This window comes from Streptomyces fulvoviolaceus, assembly GCF_000718165.1.
GTDB lineage: Bacteria > Actinomycetota > Actinomycetes > Streptomycetales > Streptomycetaceae > Streptomyces > Streptomyces fulvoviolaceus.
Genome location: NZ_JOEY01000056.1, coordinates 1 through 15,003, shown reverse-complemented (window position 1 = coordinate 15,003; position 15,003 = coordinate 1). Strand labels below are relative to the sequence as shown.

At 70.0% G+C, this 15,003-nt stretch carries 17 protein-coding genes; 13 read left to right on the top strand and 4 right to left on the bottom strand.

Going from position 1 to position 15,003, the window contains the following annotated elements:
• The first annotated feature begins 8 nt into the window (after positions 1 to 8).
• The 3 genes from IG08_RS0143305 to IG08_RS0143295 are packed head-to-tail and all read left to right on the top strand — an operon-like array spanning position 9 to position 2,931.
• On the top strand, positions 9 to 776 hold the full coding sequence (locus IG08_RS0143305; RefSeq protein WP_030616761.1) for an SDR family NAD(P)-dependent oxidoreductase: 768 nt from the start codon (positions 9 to 11) through the stop codon (positions 774 to 776).
• Positions 773 to 1,951 (top strand): acyl-CoA dehydrogenase family protein, encoded by a 1,179-nt coding sequence (locus IG08_RS0143300; RefSeq protein ID WP_030616758.1) that lies wholly within the window; start codon positions 773 to 775, stop codon positions 1,949 to 1,951. Before IG08_RS0143305 ends, IG08_RS0143300 begins: the two co-directional genes overlap by 4 nt.
• Positions 1,948 to 2,931: an NADPH:quinone oxidoreductase family protein gene (locus tag IG08_RS0143295; protein WP_030616755.1), complete on the top strand. Its 984-nt coding sequence runs from the start codon at positions 1,948 to 1,950 to the stop codon at positions 2,929 to 2,931. The genes IG08_RS0143300 and IG08_RS0143295 overlap by 4 nt, the downstream gene beginning before the upstream one ends.
• 7 nt (positions 2,932 to 2,938) lie before the next feature.
• On the opposite strand, the gene IG08_RS0143290 is transcribed toward IG08_RS0143295, so the two are convergent.
• On the bottom strand, positions 2,939 to 3,802 hold the full coding sequence (locus tag IG08_RS0143290) for a mycofactocin-coupled SDR family oxidoreductase (RefSeq protein WP_030616752.1): 864 nt from the start codon (positions 3,800 to 3,802) through the stop codon (positions 2,939 to 2,941).
• 178 nt (positions 3,803 to 3,980) lie between these two features.
• On the opposite strand from IG08_RS0143290, the gene IG08_RS0143285 reads away from it, so the two are divergent.
• Genes IG08_RS0143285 through IG08_RS0143270 form a run of 4 tightly spaced genes read left to right on the top strand, consistent with a single transcriptional unit; the run spans position 3,981 to position 6,368 of the window.
• Positions 3,981 to 5,126 (top strand): amidohydrolase family protein, encoded by a 1,146-nt coding sequence (locus tag IG08_RS0143285; protein ID WP_030616749.1) that lies wholly within the window; start codon positions 3,981 to 3,983, stop codon positions 5,124 to 5,126.
• Positions 5,123 to 5,344: a hypothetical protein gene (locus tag IG08_RS0143280; protein WP_030616747.1), complete on the top strand. Its 222-nt coding sequence runs from the start codon at positions 5,123 to 5,125 to the stop codon at positions 5,342 to 5,344. Before IG08_RS0143285 ends, IG08_RS0143280 begins: the two co-directional genes overlap by 4 nt.
• Positions 5,345 to 5,351: 7 nt before the next feature.
• Entirely contained in the window at positions 5,352 to 6,164 is an 813-nt protein-coding gene (locus IG08_RS0143275) for a mycofactocin-coupled SDR family oxidoreductase (RefSeq protein WP_030616744.1), read from the top strand.
• Between the two features lie 15 nt (positions 6,165 to 6,179).
• On the top strand, positions 6,180 to 6,368 hold the full coding sequence (locus IG08_RS0143270) for a ferredoxin (RefSeq protein ID WP_030616741.1): 189 nt from the start codon (positions 6,180 to 6,182) through the stop codon (positions 6,366 to 6,368).
• A gap of 203 nt (positions 6,369 to 6,571) precedes the next feature.
• On the opposite strand, the gene IG08_RS0143265 is transcribed toward IG08_RS0143270, so the two are convergent.
• Positions 6,572 to 7,444 carry a VOC family protein gene (locus tag IG08_RS0143265; protein WP_030616738.1) on the bottom strand — a complete coding sequence of 291 codons (873 nt, stop codon included), beginning with the start codon at positions 7,442 to 7,444 and terminating at the stop codon, positions 6,572 to 6,574.
• 162 nt (positions 7,445 to 7,606) lie between these two features.
• Between IG08_RS0143265 and IG08_RS0143260 the strand changes: the two genes are divergently transcribed.
• Both IG08_RS0143260 and IG08_RS0143255 read left to right on the top strand, forming a co-directional pair.
• The gene (locus IG08_RS0143260; protein WP_030616733.1) at positions 7,607 to 8,467 is read left to right on the top strand and encodes an alpha/beta fold hydrolase; all 861 of its coding nucleotides are present in this window, start codon (positions 7,607 to 7,609) and stop codon (positions 8,465 to 8,467) included.
• Positions 8,468 to 8,509: 42 nt separating this feature from the next.
• The gene (locus IG08_RS0143255; protein WP_030616730.1) at positions 8,510 to 9,118 is read left to right on the top strand and encodes a TetR/AcrR family transcriptional regulator; all 609 of its coding nucleotides are present in this window, start codon (positions 8,510 to 8,512) and stop codon (positions 9,116 to 9,118) included.
• Positions 9,119 to 9,169: 51 nt separating this feature from the next.
• Here the strand turns inward: IG08_RS0143255 and IG08_RS0143250 are convergent, their stop codons facing one another.
• Positions 9,170 to 10,768 (bottom strand): FAD-dependent oxidoreductase, encoded by a 1,599-nt coding sequence (locus IG08_RS0143250; RefSeq protein ID WP_030616727.1) that lies wholly within the window; start codon positions 10,766 to 10,768, stop codon positions 9,170 to 9,172.
• Positions 10,769 to 11,025: 257 nt separating this feature from the next.
• Between IG08_RS0143250 and IG08_RS0143245 the strand changes: the two genes are divergently transcribed.
• The 4 genes from IG08_RS0143245 to IG08_RS0143230 all read left to right on the top strand — a co-directional run bounded on the left by IG08_RS0143245 (position 11,026) and on the right by IG08_RS0143230 (position 14,842).
• Complete coding sequence (locus tag IG08_RS0143245) at positions 11,026 to 11,865, top strand: 2-keto-4-pentenoate hydratase (RefSeq protein ID WP_030616723.1); 840 nt, start codon at positions 11,026 to 11,028, stop codon at positions 11,863 to 11,865.
• Positions 11,862 to 12,824, top strand: coding sequence for an acetaldehyde dehydrogenase (acetylating) (locus tag IG08_RS0143240; RefSeq protein ID WP_030616720.1), 963 nt, complete (start codon positions 11,862 to 11,864; stop codon positions 12,822 to 12,824). Before IG08_RS0143245 ends, IG08_RS0143240 begins: the two co-directional genes overlap by 4 nt.
• Positions 12,821 to 13,834 carry a 4-hydroxy-2-oxovalerate aldolase gene (gene dmpG / locus IG08_RS0143235; RefSeq protein WP_030616717.1) on the top strand — a complete coding sequence of 338 codons (1,014 nt, stop codon included), beginning with the start codon at positions 12,821 to 12,823 and terminating at the stop codon, positions 13,832 to 13,834. The genes IG08_RS0143240 and dmpG overlap by 4 nt, the downstream gene beginning before the upstream one ends.
• Before the next feature lie 186 nt (positions 13,835 to 14,020).
• The gene (locus tag IG08_RS0143230) at positions 14,021 to 14,842 is read left to right on the top strand and encodes an IclR family transcriptional regulator (RefSeq protein ID WP_043456607.1); all 822 of its coding nucleotides are present in this window, start codon (positions 14,021 to 14,023) and stop codon (positions 14,840 to 14,842) included.
• 62 nt (positions 14,843 to 14,904) lie between these two features.
• Here the strand turns inward: IG08_RS0143230 and IG08_RS57955 are convergent.
• On the bottom strand, positions 14,905 to 15,003 hold a 99-nt coding region (locus IG08_RS57955), incomplete at its 5' end, for an SDR family oxidoreductase (protein WP_158812340.1).

The window sequence follows — 15,003 nt, the reverse complement described above, 5'->3', positions numbered from 1 at the left end:
AGCTTGATGTGAACATCGACGGTTCATCGGCGCTGGTCACCGGCGGTGCGTCCGGACTCGGTCTGGCCACCGCCCGCCGGATCATCGACCGCGGCGGCCGTGTCGTCCTCGCCGACATCTCCGAGGAGCAGGGCGTCAAGGCGATCGCCGACCTCGGCGACGCGGCCCGCTTCGTCCGCGCCGACGTCACCGACGAGGCCTCGGTCACGGCCGCCCTCGACACCGCCCAGGAACTCGGCCCGCTGCGCTTCGTCGTGCACTGCGCGGGCCGCGGCGGCGACCGCACCCGGATCATCGACCGTGACCGCAACCCCGGCGAACTCACCACGTTCGCCGAGGTCGTACGGGTCAACCTGATCGGCACGTACAACGTCCTGCGCCTGGCCGCCGCCCGCCTCTCCGGCAACGACGTCGTCGACGGCGACCGCGGAGCCGTGGTGCTCACCGCCTCGGTCGCCGCGTTCGACGGCCAGATCGGCCAGACCTCCTACACCGCCGCCAAAGCCGGCGTACACGGCCTCACCCTCGTCGCCGCCCGCGACCTGGCCAGCTGGCAGATCCGGGTGAACACCATCGCCCCGGGCGTCATGGACACCCCCATGCTCGGCCGGCTGCGCGAGGACATCCGCGACGGACTCGCCGCGTCCGTCCCCCATCCCAAGCGCCTGGGCGAGCCCGACGACTTCGCCCGCCTCGCCGTCGAGATGCTGGAGAACCCCTATCTGAACGGCCAGACGGTCCGACTCGACGGCGCCATCCGCATGGCTCCGCGGTGACAGCGGTCGAGACCGACGGCCAGTTCCGCGACCGGCTGCGTTCCTTCCTGACGGAGCAGCACCCCGGCCGTCGTCCCCGGGATCCCGCCGAGCGCCTCGCGTGGCAGAAGAAATGGCTGGCCACGCTGTACGACGCCGGATACGCCGGCCCGAGCTGGCCACGTGAGTACGGCGGCATGGAACTGTCCTTCGCCCGCCAGGTCAGCTACCAGGAGGAGTACGCGCGCGCCCGAGTTCCCGGACCGCTGGGCACCGGACTGGGTATCGCCGCCCCCACCCTCATCAAGTACGGCACACCCGAGCAGAAGGAGCGCTACCTGCGCCCCATGCTGCGCGGCGACTCCGTGTGGGCGCAGGGCTACTCCGAACCGGAGGCGGGATCGGACCTCCCCGCGCTGCGCACGACGGGACGTCGCGAAGGCGCGGAGTACGTCGTCAACGGGCAGAAGGTGTGGAACAGTTCGGCCGACATCGCCGACATCCTCTTCACCCTCGTCCGCACCGGACCTCCCGACTCGCGGCAGGACGGCATCAGTTACCTGCTGATCGACGCCAACGCCCCGGGAGTGACCGTACGCCCGTTGCGCGACCTGACCGGTGACGCGCACTTCTGCGAGATCTTCTTCGACGACGTACGGGTGTCGGTCGCCAACAGAGTCGGCCCGGAGAACGGCGGTTGGCCGCTGGTGCGCACGAGCCTCGGCCATGAACGTGCGGCCGGCGCGATGAATCAGGCGGCGCTGTACCGGCGCGTGCTCGACGAGCTCATCGAGCTGGCACGCGAGCGCGGAGCGACGGCGGACCCCCTGGTGCGCGACCGGCTCGCGGACTTCGAGATCCGGGTGTCGATCATGCGACTCACCGGGATGCGGACCATCGCCGACATCATGGCGAAGGGCGAACCCGGACCCGCCTCCTCGACCTCGCGGCTCTTCATCGTGACCTTCGAACAGGAACTGCACGAGTTCGCCGTGGAGATGCTGGGGCCGTACGGAATCCTCGGCCGGCGCGACCCGCACGCCGTCCAACGCGGGCGCTGGGTCTGGGGTTTCCTGCGCACCCGGGCCTCGACGATCGGGGCGGGCACCGCCGAGATCCAGCGCAACACCATCGCCGAACAGGTACTGGGCCTGCCCCGCGACCCGGCGATGCCGACGACAGGGAGGGCCCGATGAGAGCCGCACGCTGCACGGAATACGGACCGCCCGGCGGTCTCTCGGTCGTCGAACTCGACGACCTCGAACCCGGCCCGGGCCAGGTCCTGGTCCGGGTGCACGCAGCCGCCGTGAACTTCCCGGACGTCCTGCTCGTGTCGAACCGCTACCAGGTCCCCGCGCCGCTGCCGTTCACCCCCGGCAGCGAGTTCGCCGGAGTCGTCACCGCACTGGGGCCCGGCGTGTCCGGTCCCGCGGTGGGCACGCCCGTCGCCGGGGCGGTGCTGACCGGCGCCTTCGCCGAACAGGTCGTGGTGCCCGTCACGGGCCTGCGCCCCGTCCCCGACGGACTCGACATGGTCCACGCCGCCGCCTTCCACGTGACCTACGCGACCGCCTACCACTCCCTGGTCACCGTCGGACAGGGCACTGCGGGGGAGTGGGTCGCGGTGCTCGGTGCCGCGGGCGGGGTCGGCTCCGCGGCCGTGGACATCGCGACCAGGCTCGGAATGCGCGTGGTCGCGGCCGCGTCCAGCGACGAACGGCTCGCGGTGGCCCGCAAGCTCGGCGCCGAGACCGGGATCCACTACCTCCGCGAGGACCTGAAGGCAAGGATCCGTGAGGCGACCGGCGGCGACGGCGCCCACCTCGTGATCGACCCGGTGGGCGGCGACCACGCGGAGGCCGCCCTGCGCGCACTGCGGCGGGGCGGCCGGTTCGTCACGGTGGGATACGCCGACGGGAAGATTCCCCGGATCCCGCTCAACCTCGTGCTGCTCAAGGACGCGGTGATACGGGGCTTCGAGATCCGCATGCTGCGCCAGTACGCCCCGGACGCGGTGGCCGCCGGCGACCGGGCGCTCGCCCGGATGGTCCGGGACGGGATGCGCCCGCTCGTCTCCCGCGTCCACCCCCTCGCCGAGGTGGCCTCCGCCCTGACCGACGTGGCGGAACGCCGCACCACCGGCAAGGTGGTCATCGACATGACCGGCGAGGCGTGAACGCCCGTCAGAACGTGGGCAGTTGGGGACGCCGCTTGACGTAACCGGCGGCGTCCACGCGCATCTGCATGCCGGTGACGTAGCGGGACGCGTCGGAGACGAGGAAGAGCACCGTCTCGGCGATGTCCTCCGGCTCCACGTAGGGGATGCCGAAGCCGGTCGTCGCGGGGAAGGAGGGCAGCGCGTCCTCGCGGCTGGGGTTCTCCAGGTCGGGCCGGAACGTGCGGTACATGACGTCGCTGTTGAGCATGTCCGTGTTGACGTTGGTGGGGTGGAGCGCGTTGACCCGGATCTGGCGGGATGCGAGGACCGTCGCCAAGTCATGGACGAAAGAGGCCACTTGGCGCTTGGCGAACGAATAGCCCAGCCCGCCGGGCCCGTTGGCCGGGTTGTCCGTGGTCGCCGGTATCAGCCCGGCGATCGACCCGGTCGCGATGATCGAGGCGCCGTCGGGCAGATGGGGCAGAGCGGCGTCGACCGTGTGCACGACGCCGTTGAAGTCGACCGTGACGGCGTCCAGGAAGGCCTGGGCGCTCTTCCCGGCCCCGATCGGGCAGATGCCGGCCTGGGCCACGACCGCGTCGAGCCGCCCCAGCTCGGCCACCCCCTCGGCCACGGCCGCCTTGAGCGCCGCCGGATCCCGTACGTCGGCCTTGCGGGCCACGATGCGGCGGCCGAGCTTCTCGACCTCCCGCACCGTCTCGTCGAGGTCATCCTCGGTGGCCAGCGGGTAGCCGTTGGTGGCGATGTCCTCGCAGAGGTCGACGGCGATGATGTCGGCGCCCTCCGCGGCGAGCAGAACCGCCTGGGCCCGGCCCTGGCCGCGCGCGGCTCCGGTGATGAAGACGACCTTGTCCTGCACTCGACCCATGGGGTCTCCTTCCGTCGAATAAAAGAGTAGCCTGAATATCGATGCGTGGGACTGGCTCGTCACCCATGATCCATGAGAAGCACAGGGTGTTGGCGTCCCCTTCCGCTGAGTGGGACACGATCAGTGCACACAATGTGCCGGGTGCTAGAGAGTCTCCGAGACTTGAGGGAGCGCAAGGATGCCGTTGCAGCCATGGATGAAGTTGCTGTCGACCGACGACCATCTGATCGAGCCCCCACGACTGTGGTCGGACCGCCTGCCGGCGAAGTTCCGGGAGGCCGGGCCGCGCATCGTGGAGCAGCCACGGGGAGAGGGACAGGCACCCGCCGAGGTGTGGGTCTACGAGGACCGGGTCTACCCCTACATCGGCCTCAACGCCGTCGCGGGCAAGAAGCCCGAGGAGTTCGGCCTCGAACCGACGCGCTACGACGAGATGATCCCGGGCTGCTACGACCCGAAGGCCCGCATTCGTGACATGGACCTGGACGGGGTGTGGGGCGCCCTGTGCTTCCCGTCCTTCCCGGGGTTCTCCGGCCACGTCTTCCTGGACGGCAAGGACCGGGAGCTGGCGCTCCTGTGCGTGCAGGCGTGGAACGACTTCGTCCTGGACGAGTGGTGCGCCACCGCGCCGGGCCGGCTCATCCCGCTGGTCATCATGCCGATGTGGGACGTCGAGGCCTGTGTCGCCGAGATCCACCGGACCGCGGCCAAGGGCGCGAAGGCGATCTCCTTCCCGGAGAACCCCTCCCCGCGCGGCCTGCCGTCCTTCCACACCGACTACTGGGATCCCATGTTCTCGGCGGCCGAGGAGACCGACATGCCTCTGTGTCTCCACTTCGGCACCTCGGGCCAGGCGCCGAAAACGGCCCCCGAGGCCCCGTTCGCCGTGACCATCGCCCTGTTCGGCTGCAACGCCATGTACGCCACCGCGGACCTGCTCTTCTCCCCGGTGCTCCACAAGCACCCCAAGCTGAAGATCGGTCTGTCCGAGGGCGGCATCGGCTGGATCCCGTACCTGCTGGAGCGCAGCGACGGCACCTGGGAGCGGCACCGCTTCTACCAGAACGTCAACCAGAGCGTGCGGCCCTCGGAGCTGTTCCACAAGCACTTCCACGGCTGCTTCATCGACGACCGGTTCGGTGTCGAGGTACGCCACCACGTCGGCATCGACAAGATCACCTGGGAGTGCGACTACCCGCACTCCGACTCGTACTGGCCCAAGAGCCGGGCCTACGCGGCCGAGGTCCTCGCCGACGTACCGGACGAAGAGGTGCATCAGATCGTGGAGTTGAACACCCGCCGTCTCTACAACCTCCCCGCATGAGCAGGCGCCCGGAGTCCGAGCGGTCCGACTGGACCGACCTGGACCTGCTGACCCGAGAGGAGGCACATGGCCGTCTCCTCGCCGAGATCGCCGAGACGGACGTACGCCTGTCCGAACTCGGAGAGTCCGACCAGGCCGAGCGTGAACTCCTCCAGTCCCGGCTGCGTGCCCTGCGTGAGGCCGCCGAGGACCTGATCGACCACTCGAAGAAGAACTGAGGCTGCCATGGGGCGTGTGCAGGGCAAGGTTGCGCTCATCACGGGAGCGGCCCGAGGTCAGGGCCGCTCTCATGCGGTGCGGCTGGCCGAGGAGGGCGCGGACGTCGTCGTCACCGACGTCTGTCACGACATCAGCGACGAGCTGCCGTACTCGCTGGCGTCGAAGGAACAACTGGAGGAGACGGCCGAGTTGGTCAGGGCGGCCGGGCAGCGGTGCGTCGCCGTACAGGCCGACGTCCGCTCGGTGGCCGAGGTGCGGGCCGCCGTCGACGCGGCGAGAACGGAGTTCGGGCGGCTCGACGTGGTCGTCGCCAACGCCGGCGTCATGAGCATCGGTCCCGCCTGGGAGTTGTCCGAGGAGGCTTGGGACGTCGTCGTGGACGTCAACCTCAAGGGCGCATGGAACACGGTGCGGGCGGCGATCCCCTGGATGATCGAAGCGGGGGAGGGCGGCTCGATCGTCATCACCAGCTCGGCCGCCGGCATCCGCGGCCATGTGCCGTACGCCCACTACGTGGCGGCCAAGCACGGTGTGGTCGGCCTGATGAAGGCGCTCTCCAACGAACTCGCCCCGCACCGGATACGGGTGAACACCGTCCACCCCACCGGGGTCAGTGACACGGGCATCACCGTCGGCGTGCCCATCGAGGAACTCGCCGCGCGGGAACCGCTGTTCGCCCTCGCCGCGATGAACCCCCTCGCTCCGTACGTCGAGCCGCGGGACGTGTCGAACGCCGTCCTGTTCCTCGCCTCGGAAGAGGCTCGGTACGTCACGGGCCTGCAGTTCACCGTCGACGCGGGGTCGACTAACAAGCCGTAGAACGGAGTCGGTTGAATGAAGATCAGCATCGACACCTCGTCATGCTCCGGGCACGCGCGGTGCGCGGCGGCGGCACCCGGGCTCTTCCGCCTCGACGACGACGGATATGCGCTGCCCTTCGACGGGGAGGTCCCCGAAGGCCTCGAACAGGCCGCCCGTGACGGGGAGTCGGCCTGCCCGGAACGGGCGATCACCGTCGAGTGACACGACAGATCCCCACGACCTCGGGTCGTGGGGATCTGTCATGTCCGCCAAGCGGCCTCGGCGAAGTCAACTGCGGTTCGGCAGCGCCCTGAAGGGGCGCGGGGCTGTATCGATATGCGGCTCCGCCGCGTGGGCGCGACCAGCCACGATGGCGCCGCAGACGAACGACGGCACATCGCGGCATCTACAGCGGAGCGCTTGGCTCAGCCGGCCGGCTGCGGCGGCGGTGTGAAGCGGTGGCCCCAGAACGCGCCGTCCGTGATCTCGTAGACCGGGACGGGCTCCGGCACCTTCAGGCCGTTCCAGCCGAACTCGACGGCGTAGTTCTCCGGCGACCAGACGTAGAACGACACCATGTGGTCGTTCGTGTGCTTGCCGAGCGAGTGCATCATCGGCACCTCGTACTTGGCGGCCCGGTCGAGAGCGCGCCCCACGTCGTCCAGCGTCGCCCCCTCCACCATGAAGTGCAGCAGGCGCCCCGGACCCGGCATCGGCGTCACCCCGAGGGTGTGGTGCCGGGGGTTGCACCCCATGAACCAGGTCGTGCCGCCCGGTGAGCGCATCGTGTTCCGCTCGATGAAGCCCAGGACGTTGACGTAGAACTCGAAGGTGGTCCGCGCGTCCTCGGCGGAGATGATGGCGTGTCCGAAGCCCATGTCACCGGTGACGAACTTCGACACCAGCGGGGTCTGCACCGGCACATGGTCCAGGGTCGTGCCGTAGAACAGCTCGACCGGGTTCCCACCCGGGTCGTTGAACTTGACGAAGCCCGTGACCTTCCGCGCCGCGGCCTCCGCCTCGGTGCCGACGGTCACCTTGATCCCGGCCTTCTCGACGTCCGCGACCAGCCCCGCCAGCTCCCGCTCGTCGAGGACCTCGAAGCCCAGCGCCGTCATCCCGGGCTGTGCCCCCGGGGAGACCACGATACGGGCCGGATAGTCGTCCATCCTGAAGTGGAGCGACTCGGGATCACCGCCCTCGACGGGCATCAGACCGAGGAAGTCGCCCCCGAAGGCCTTCCACTTGTCGATGTCGTTGGATTCAAGACGCAGGTACCCGAGTGAGCGAACACCCATCAGGTCCTCCCCTCGCAATTTGGTCAGGTCCGGGCGGCCCGAGGGTCCCCGGTATCGCTACTTCCGCGACCGTAGACAGCCCGGCACGCCTGCCGCCGGAACCGTCCCACTGATCGGGAGATGCGGGACGACAGGCATCCTCCGGGTGGGACGGTGACCGTCATGACACTCAGCTACGAGGACACCCTGCGCGAACTTCCCACCGACGAGGGCACGTTGCGTTACCACGAGGCGGGCGACGGACCGCCTCTGCTCCTGCTGCACGGGTCGGGACCGGGCGTGACCGGCTGGCGCAACTTCCGGGGCAACCTCCCCGTGCTCGCCAAGCACTTCCGCTGCCTTGCCCTGGAGTTCCCCGGCTTCGGAGTGAGCGACCCGACCGCCGAGAACCCGATGGTGGCGGGCCCCAAGGCCGTCCTGCGCTTCCTCGACGGCCTCGGCCTGGACCGCGTCGACGTCATCGGCAACTCCATGGGCGGTTTCGTGGCCGTGGGACTCGCGGTCGCCCACAAGGACCTGTTCCGCCGGATCGTGACCATCGGCGGCGTGGGCCGCAACATCCTGTCCCCGGGGCCCAGCGAAGGGCTCAACCTGCTGGTGGAGTTCGCCGAGAACCCCACCCGCGACAACCTCGTCCAGTGGCTGCGCGCGATGGTCCACGACCCGGCCCTGCTCACGGAGGAGCTGATCGAGGAGCGCTGGGCGAGCGCCACCGAGCCGGCGACGCTGGAGGCGTCCCGCCGGATCTACGGCCGGCAGGCGATGGCCGCGATCCAGGCCGCCCAGTCCCAGTCCGACCAGCCCATCTGGGCCGCACTCCACAAGGTCACCGCGCCCACGCTGCTGACCTGGGGCCGGGACGACAGGGTCACGCCCCTGGAGAGCGCGCTGCTGCCCATGCGGACGATCCCCAAGGCCGAACTGCACGTCCTGCCGGACTGCGGGCACTGGGCGATGATCGAGCAGAAGGAAGCCTGGGAGAGCGCGGTGTTGGCCTTCCTGACCCGCCCGGAGACTTCCTGAGTGGCGATGGCGGGAGCACCCGACGACACGGGGGACGGCGGCGTGGCGAGAGTGGCAGAGATACGGCGACCCGCCGCTCCGATGTCGAGCCGCCAGGCCGCTCGCCGGGTCCGCATCCTGAGCGCCGCCTCCGAACTCGGTGCGCGCGAGGGGCTCGCCGGCGTGCAGATGCACGACGTGGCCAAGGAGGCCGGCGTCGCGATCGGCACGCTGTACCGCTACTTCCCGTCCAAGCCCTATCTGTTCCTCGCCGTCCTCGAATGGCACATCGAGCAGTTCATCGGGGGCCGGAACGGTGGTTCCCCCGTCGACGAGGAGTACGACCCCGCGACGGAGGTGGCTCAGACGCTCATCGCGCTGAGCGAGAAGTTGCTGGCCAGCCCTCTGCTGGCCTCGGCGGTGGCGCTGTCGTCGTTCGCGGAGTACGCGAGCGTCGTCCCGACCCGGTTCGACATCGTCGAGAGGGCCTTGGGACAGCGGCTCCTGCACCTGCTCAGAGGCCGCGGGGACGCGGAGACCGAGCGCAGCAGGGTGCGGCTGCTCGTCTACAGCTGGTGGGGTCTGTTCGTGGCCATGCTGACCGAGGAGATCACCACCGAGCAGGCGGAGGCGGACCTGCGCCTTGCCGTGCGGCTGATCGCCGCACCCTGAACGCGCAGCACTGTGCCCGGGACACCTGGTGTCCCGGGCACAGTCGTGCGGTCAGTCCGTCGCGCCGGCGATGTCCAGCACCGCCAGGTACGAGAAGGCCGTACTCGAACCGATCGGCGTCCCCGCGCCCGGGTACACGCGTCCGGACATCGCGGCCATGGTGTTCCCGCTCGCGTAGAGCCCGCCGATCGGGCTGCCGTCCGGCCGCAGCACCCGCGCGTGTTCGTCGGTCTTCAGGCCACCCTTGGTGCCGATGTCGGCCGGGAGGATGGTTGCGACGTAGTACGGCGGGGTGTCGATCGGAAGCAGCAGCGGGTTCGGCCAGTCGGGCGTGGGCGGTGCCGCGTAGTTCAGCTCGGGCAGGCCGGGGTAGCCCAGCACATGGTGGGCGATCTGGTCCCAGGGTGTCTCGCCACGATGGAACTTCTCGTCGACCCCGGTCTTCGCGTAGCCGTTGAACTCCTCGATGGTCTTGCGCAGCGCTTCGAGCGGTACGTCGATCAGCTCCGCCAGTTCCTCGAGGGTGTCCGCCTTCTTCAGCGCGCCCGATTCGAACCACTCGGGGCGGACGGGCTGCTCGGCCGGGCCGCCGAAGCTGTCCCGGTCGAGCTGCCGCTGGTCGAACACCCAGTGGGCGGGGATGTGCGAGACGCCCGAGGTCGTGTGCAGGCGGACTATCTCGCTCCCGGCCTGGTCGTAGGGACGGGTCTCGTTGATGAATCGTTCGCCCGCGGCGTTGACCCAGACCCCGCCTCGGGTGCCCGTGTGGAAGAGGGGGAGACCGTCCGGCCACACGAGTCCCGGCGTGTACCAGGCCGCGTCGAGCAGGTCGGTGGCGGCACCGATCGCGATGCCGGCCTGGAGCGCGTCGCCCGTGTTGCCCGGGGCGCCGTGGGTCCACTCACTGGCGCGTGGAAACGGCTGGTACTTCTCGCGCAGTTCGTGGTTGCGCTCGAAGCCGCCGGCGGCGAGGATGACGCCGCGCCGGGCGCGAATCGTGACCCGTTCACCGTCACTCACCGCCTCCACACCGACGACCCTGCCGTCCTCGACGACGAGGCTCTCCAACGCGGTGTTGAGGCGGAGCGAACCGTTACCGGTCTCCAGGAACGCCTTCAAGGCCCTGCCGATCAACGCGCGGCCACCGCTCAGGACCGGGCCTTCGTCGTGGCCCCACCGCTCGGTGGGGAGGCAGTTGCGGACCAGCCGGGCCTGCTCTCCGAGCTCGGCGACGGTCACCGGCGGCGGGAAGATGGTGTGCCCCGCGGGGGAGAAGCCGGGGACCTCCGCGTAGTACTCCGGCACGGGGCCGTGCACGAACGACTGGAACCACTCGTTCTGCTCGAGCTCGTCGATCAGCTGTGCGCCGGCCCGCAGATAGGCCTCCTGGAGCGGCTCCCGGGAACTGTCGTCGACGACACTGCGCAGATACGTCCGGGCGTCCCCGACACCGTCGACGCCGGCCCGCCGCAGCGGTGCGGAGCCCGGAAACCAGAGCCCGGCACCGGAGTAGGCGGTCGTGCCGCCCACCCGGTCGGTCTTCTCGATGACGAGCGTGCGCAGACCGCGCGCCGCCGCCACGTACGCCCCGACCAGACCTCCGCCAGACCCTACGACCACCACGTCGTAGGCATCCTCGTTGATGCTCATCCGAACCTCCTCATGAGTGCTGACGTTCTTGGTGGGGTGTGGGGGTGGAGGGGAGACCGCGTTCCATGAGGACAGGCAGGGAGCACCCCCGTACGGCCACAGCGAAGGTAACGAGGCGGCGTGGGCCCGCCCTTGAGCCATCTCGCTCAGCGAGACCCGCCCGATCCCCGGTCCCCGAGTCCCGGTGAGCGGAACGCTCCGGGCTGCCGCGGCGCACCGCAGCTCACGCTGGAGGTCGGCACGAGTTGAGGATGGCAATGACAGACGTTTGGGAACCGACGGCCGTCGCGAACCGTGAGACGGCCGTTGCCGAGGCGGCCGCACGGCTCACCCGGGCAGCCCATGACCACAAGCCCTGCGCACCCGTGCGGGACCTGCTCGGCCCGACCGACATCAGCCTCGCGTACGCCGTCCAGCAGCGCGTCATCGGTGACCGGATCGCTGCCGGAGCGCGCGTCGTCGGCCGCAAGATCGGGCTCACGTCCGAGTCGGTGCAGCGCCAAGTGGGCGTCGACCGGCCCGACTTCGGCGTCCTGCTGGAAGACATGGACGTCACCGGGCTGTCGGCCGTCCCGAGCGACCGGCTGCTGCAACCCAGGGTCGAGGCGGAGATCGCGTTCGTGCTCGCGTCCGATCTGGACCACGACGACCTCGACGTCGAGCGGGTCAGGGCGGCCGTCGGACACGCGGTCGCCGCGCTGGAGATCGTGGACAGCCGGGTGGCCGACTGGGACATCGCGATCACGGACACGGTCGCCGACAACGCCTCCAGCGGCCTGTTCGTCCTCGGCCAACAGCCGGTCGGGCTCGACGCGTTCGAACCCCGGGACGTGACCATGCGGTTGTACGCCGACGGCGAGCTCGCGTCCGAGGGCAGCGGCGCCGCCTGTCTGGGCGACCCCCTCTCCGCGCTGCTGTGGTTGGCCCGCACCGCCCGCGAGTTCGGCGACCCGCTGCGCGCCGGCCAGGTCGTGCTCTCCGGCGCCCTGGGCCCGCTCGTCCCCACCCCGCCAGGCACCACCGTACGGGCCGAGATGTCGGGCCTGGGTTCGGTGACAGCGACCTTCTCCCCCAAGGACCTCAAGGAAGACGGATGACGAAGACCAAGGTGGCCGTAATCGGCTCCGGCAACATCGGCACCGACCTGATGATCAAGGTGCTGCGCCTGTCCGACACCCTGGAGATGGCCGCGATGGTCGGCATCGACCCGGACTCGGACGGTCTGGCGCGGGCCGCCCGCCTCAAGATCCCCACCACGCACAAGGGCGTGGACGGCCTGATCGCCATGGACGGCTTCGACGACATCGCCATCGTCTTCGACGCCACGTCGGCGAAGGCGCACGTCGAGAACGCCAAGAAGCTCGCCCCGTACGGCAAACGCCTGGTCGACCTCACCCCGGCGGCCCTCGGCCCGTACGTGGTGCCGCCGGTGAACCTGGACGAGCACCTGGAGGGCGCGGACAACGCTGTCGACAACTTCAACATGGTCACCTGCGGCGGCCAGGCCACCATCCCGATCGTTCACGCCGTCAGCCGGATCACCCCCGTGCCCTACGCCGAGATCGTCGCCTCGATCTCCTCGAAGTCGGCCGGACCCGGCACCCGGGCCAACATCGACGAGTTCACCGAGACCACCTCCGGTGCGATCGAGCGGGTGGGTGGCGCCCGGCGAGGCAAGGCGATCATCGTCCTGAACCCGGCCGAGCCGCCCCTGATCATGCGGGACACGGTGTACTGCCTGATCGGCGACGCGGACCACGACGCGATCAGGGCCTCCGTCGAGGAGATGGTGGCCGCGGTCGCCGAGTACGTGCCCGGCTACCGGCTCAAGCAGAAGGTCCAGTTCACCCCGGTCCCCACGGGGGACCCGATCCACACGCTGCTGCCCGAAGGCACGACCGAGACGCCGACCACCAAGGTCTCCGTCTTCCTCGAAGTCGAGGGCGCCGCACACTACCTGCCCGCCTACGCGGGCAACCTCGACATCATGACCTCGGCCGCCCTGCGCGTCGCCGAGCGCATCGCCCAGCGAGTCTCCACCGAGGTGACCAAGTGACCGCCACCCGCAGGCTCTACGTGCAGGACGTCACCCTCCGGGACGGCATGCACGCCATACGGCACCGGATCACGCCCGAGTTCGTGGGCAAGATCTCGGCCGCCCTCGACCAGGCGGGCGTGGACGCGATCGAGGTCGCCCACGGCGACGGCCTGGCCGGCGGCAGCCTCAACTACGGGCCGGGCAGCAACACCGACTGGGAGTGGATCGAGGCGGCCGCGGACGCCATCGACCGCGCGGTCCTCACCTCCCTGCTCCTGCCCGGCATCGGCACCATCGTCGAACTCAAGCGGGCCTACGCCCTCGGGGTCCGCTCGGTGCGCATCGCCACCCACTGCACCGAGGCGGACGTCGCGGCCCAGCACATCTCCACCGCCCGCGAACTCGGCATGGACGTCTCGGGATTCCTGATGATGGCCCACATGGCGCCCCCGGAAGCCCTAGCCCAGCAGGCCAAGCTGATGGAGTCCTACGGGGCACACTGCGTGTACGTCACCGATTCCGGCGGCCGGCTCACCATGGACGGCGTACGCGACCGCATCCGCGCCTACCGGCACGTACTCGACCCGGAGACCCAGATCGGCATCCACGCGCACGAGAACCTCTCCCTCTCGGTGGCCAACTCCGTGGTGGCGGTGGAAGAAGGGGTGACCCGGGTGGACGCGTCGCTCGCCGGACAGGGCGCGGGCGCGGGGAACTGCCCGATCGAGCCGTTCATCGCCGTGGCCAACCTCTACGGCTGGAAGCACGACTGCGACCTCTTCGCCCTCCAGGACGCCGCCGAGGACCTGGTCCGTCCCCTCCAGGACCGACCGGTGCGCGTCGACCGGGAGACTCTCACCCTTGGCTACGCCGGCGCCTACTCCAGCTTCCTGCGCCACGCCGAGGCCGCGGCCGAGCAATACGGCCTGGACGCCCGCACCATCTTGGAGGAGGTCGGCAGGCGCGGCCTCGTCGGCGGGCAGGAGGACATGATCGTGGACATCGCCCTGGACCTCACCCACGGCTGACCACCAGCGTCGAAGCCGCTCCCCGGAGGGTCTCCGGGGAGCGGCTCGTTTTTGCGTCGGCCGAACAATGGACCGGACGCCCCAATAAATGCGTGCACGACTCTTTCTCTCCGGACAGAGGCATTGATACCTTGACGTCGGCGCCGAACTAGAATTGATTTCAGTTTGAGCAGAAAGGCACCGACGATGACGTCTGCCCTTCGCCTGGACCCGCGATCCGAGGTCGACTCCGGCGCGCTGCCGCCGTCGATGATGGAGCGCGTCACCCTGATCATGGAGCTCTTCGAGCGACCGCAGACGCACCTGACGCTCGAAACGGTCTCCCGCCGCACTCACCTGCCGCGGTCGACCACCCACCGCATACTCGACCAGCTGGTCCGGCTGGACTGGCTCCAGCACACCGTGGCCGGATACCGGCTCGGGCCACGGGCGCTCGGCCTGGGCGGGCGCGAGATCGGCCACAGCGCACTACGCGCCGCCGCCGCACCCCAACTCCTGGACCTCGCCGTACGCACCAAGATGGTCGTCCACCTCGCCGTCCTCGACGGGCCGGAGATCTACTACCTCGACAAGGTGGGCGGCCGAGCTGCGGTGGACATCCCGTCGCGGGTCGGAGGACGCGCGGTGGCGCACTGTACCGGGCTCGGCAAGGCCATGCTGGCCTGGCTGAGCCCCGAGGAGATCGACGCACGGTACGAGCAGCCGATCGAGCAGCGCACCACGCACAGCATCGGCCGGCTCGACCACCTGCACCGGGAGCTGCGGACCATCCGCCGCCGAGGCGGGCTGGCGATCGACCGGGGAGAGTGCTTTCCCGACCTCGGGTGCGTCGGCCTCGCGTTGCGCGGGCCCGAGGGGCCCGTGGGTGCGATCTCGGTCGTCGGCGACGGCAGCTCCCCGCTGGAACTCGTCGCTCCCTTGGTGGTCAAGGCCGTGCGCACCGTGTCCGAGGAACTCTTCGGTACACCGCAGCCCTACCGCCGGGACATTCCGGACGCGGTGGGGTGACGGGGCGGGCCCCGGCGGCCACCGCGCCGACCTGGCGCAGTCCGCCGCCGGGAAGGCACCCTTCACCGGGCGGTCCAGCCTCCGTCCACGGTGAGCGTCGTCCCGGTGACGAAGCGGGAGGCGTCCGAGGTGAGGAAGACCGCGGCGCCGCCGAGTTCGTC

What these genes read in the sequence shown, in the direction of transcription:
- IG08_RS0143250 (WP_030616727.1), bottom strand. Translation starts at nt 10,768, where the DNA reads ATGAGCATCAACGAGGATGCCTACGACGTGGTGGTCGTAGGGTCTGGC.
- IG08_RS0143245 (WP_030616723.1), top strand. Translation starts at nt 11,026, where the DNA reads ATGACAGACGTTTGGGAACCGACGGCCGTCGCGAACCGTGAGACGGCC.
- IG08_RS0143290 (WP_030616752.1), bottom strand. Translation starts at nt 3,802, where the DNA reads ATGGGTCGAGTGCAGGACAAGGTCGTCTTCATCACCGGAGCCGCGCGC.
- IG08_RS0143260 (WP_030616733.1), top strand. Translation starts at nt 7,607, where the DNA reads ATGACACTCAGCTACGAGGACACCCTGCGCGAACTTCCCACCGACGAG.
- IG08_RS0143270 (WP_030616741.1), top strand. Translation starts at nt 6,180, where the DNA reads ATGAAGATCAGCATCGACACCTCGTCATGCTCCGGGCACGCGCGGTGC.
- IG08_RS0143230 (WP_043456607.1), top strand. Translation starts at nt 14,021, where the DNA reads ATGACGTCTGCCCTTCGCCTGGACCCGCGATCCGAGGTCGACTCCGGC.
- IG08_RS0143295 (WP_030616755.1), top strand. Translation starts at nt 1,948, where the DNA reads ATGAGAGCCGCACGCTGCACGGAATACGGACCGCCCGGCGGTCTCTCG.
- IG08_RS0143240 (WP_030616720.1), top strand. Translation starts at nt 11,862, where the DNA reads ATGACGAAGACCAAGGTGGCCGTAATCGGCTCCGGCAACATCGGCACC.
- IG08_RS0143280 (WP_030616747.1), top strand. Translation starts at nt 5,123, where the DNA reads ATGAGCAGGCGCCCGGAGTCCGAGCGGTCCGACTGGACCGACCTGGAC.
- IG08_RS0143275 (WP_030616744.1), top strand. Translation starts at nt 5,352, where the DNA reads ATGGGGCGTGTGCAGGGCAAGGTTGCGCTCATCACGGGAGCGGCCCGA.
- IG08_RS0143285 (WP_030616749.1), top strand. Translation starts at nt 3,981, where the DNA reads ATGCCGTTGCAGCCATGGATGAAGTTGCTGTCGACCGACGACCATCTG.
- IG08_RS0143265 (WP_030616738.1), bottom strand. Translation starts at nt 7,444, where the DNA reads ATGGGTGTTCGCTCACTCGGGTACCTGCGTCTTGAATCCAACGACATC.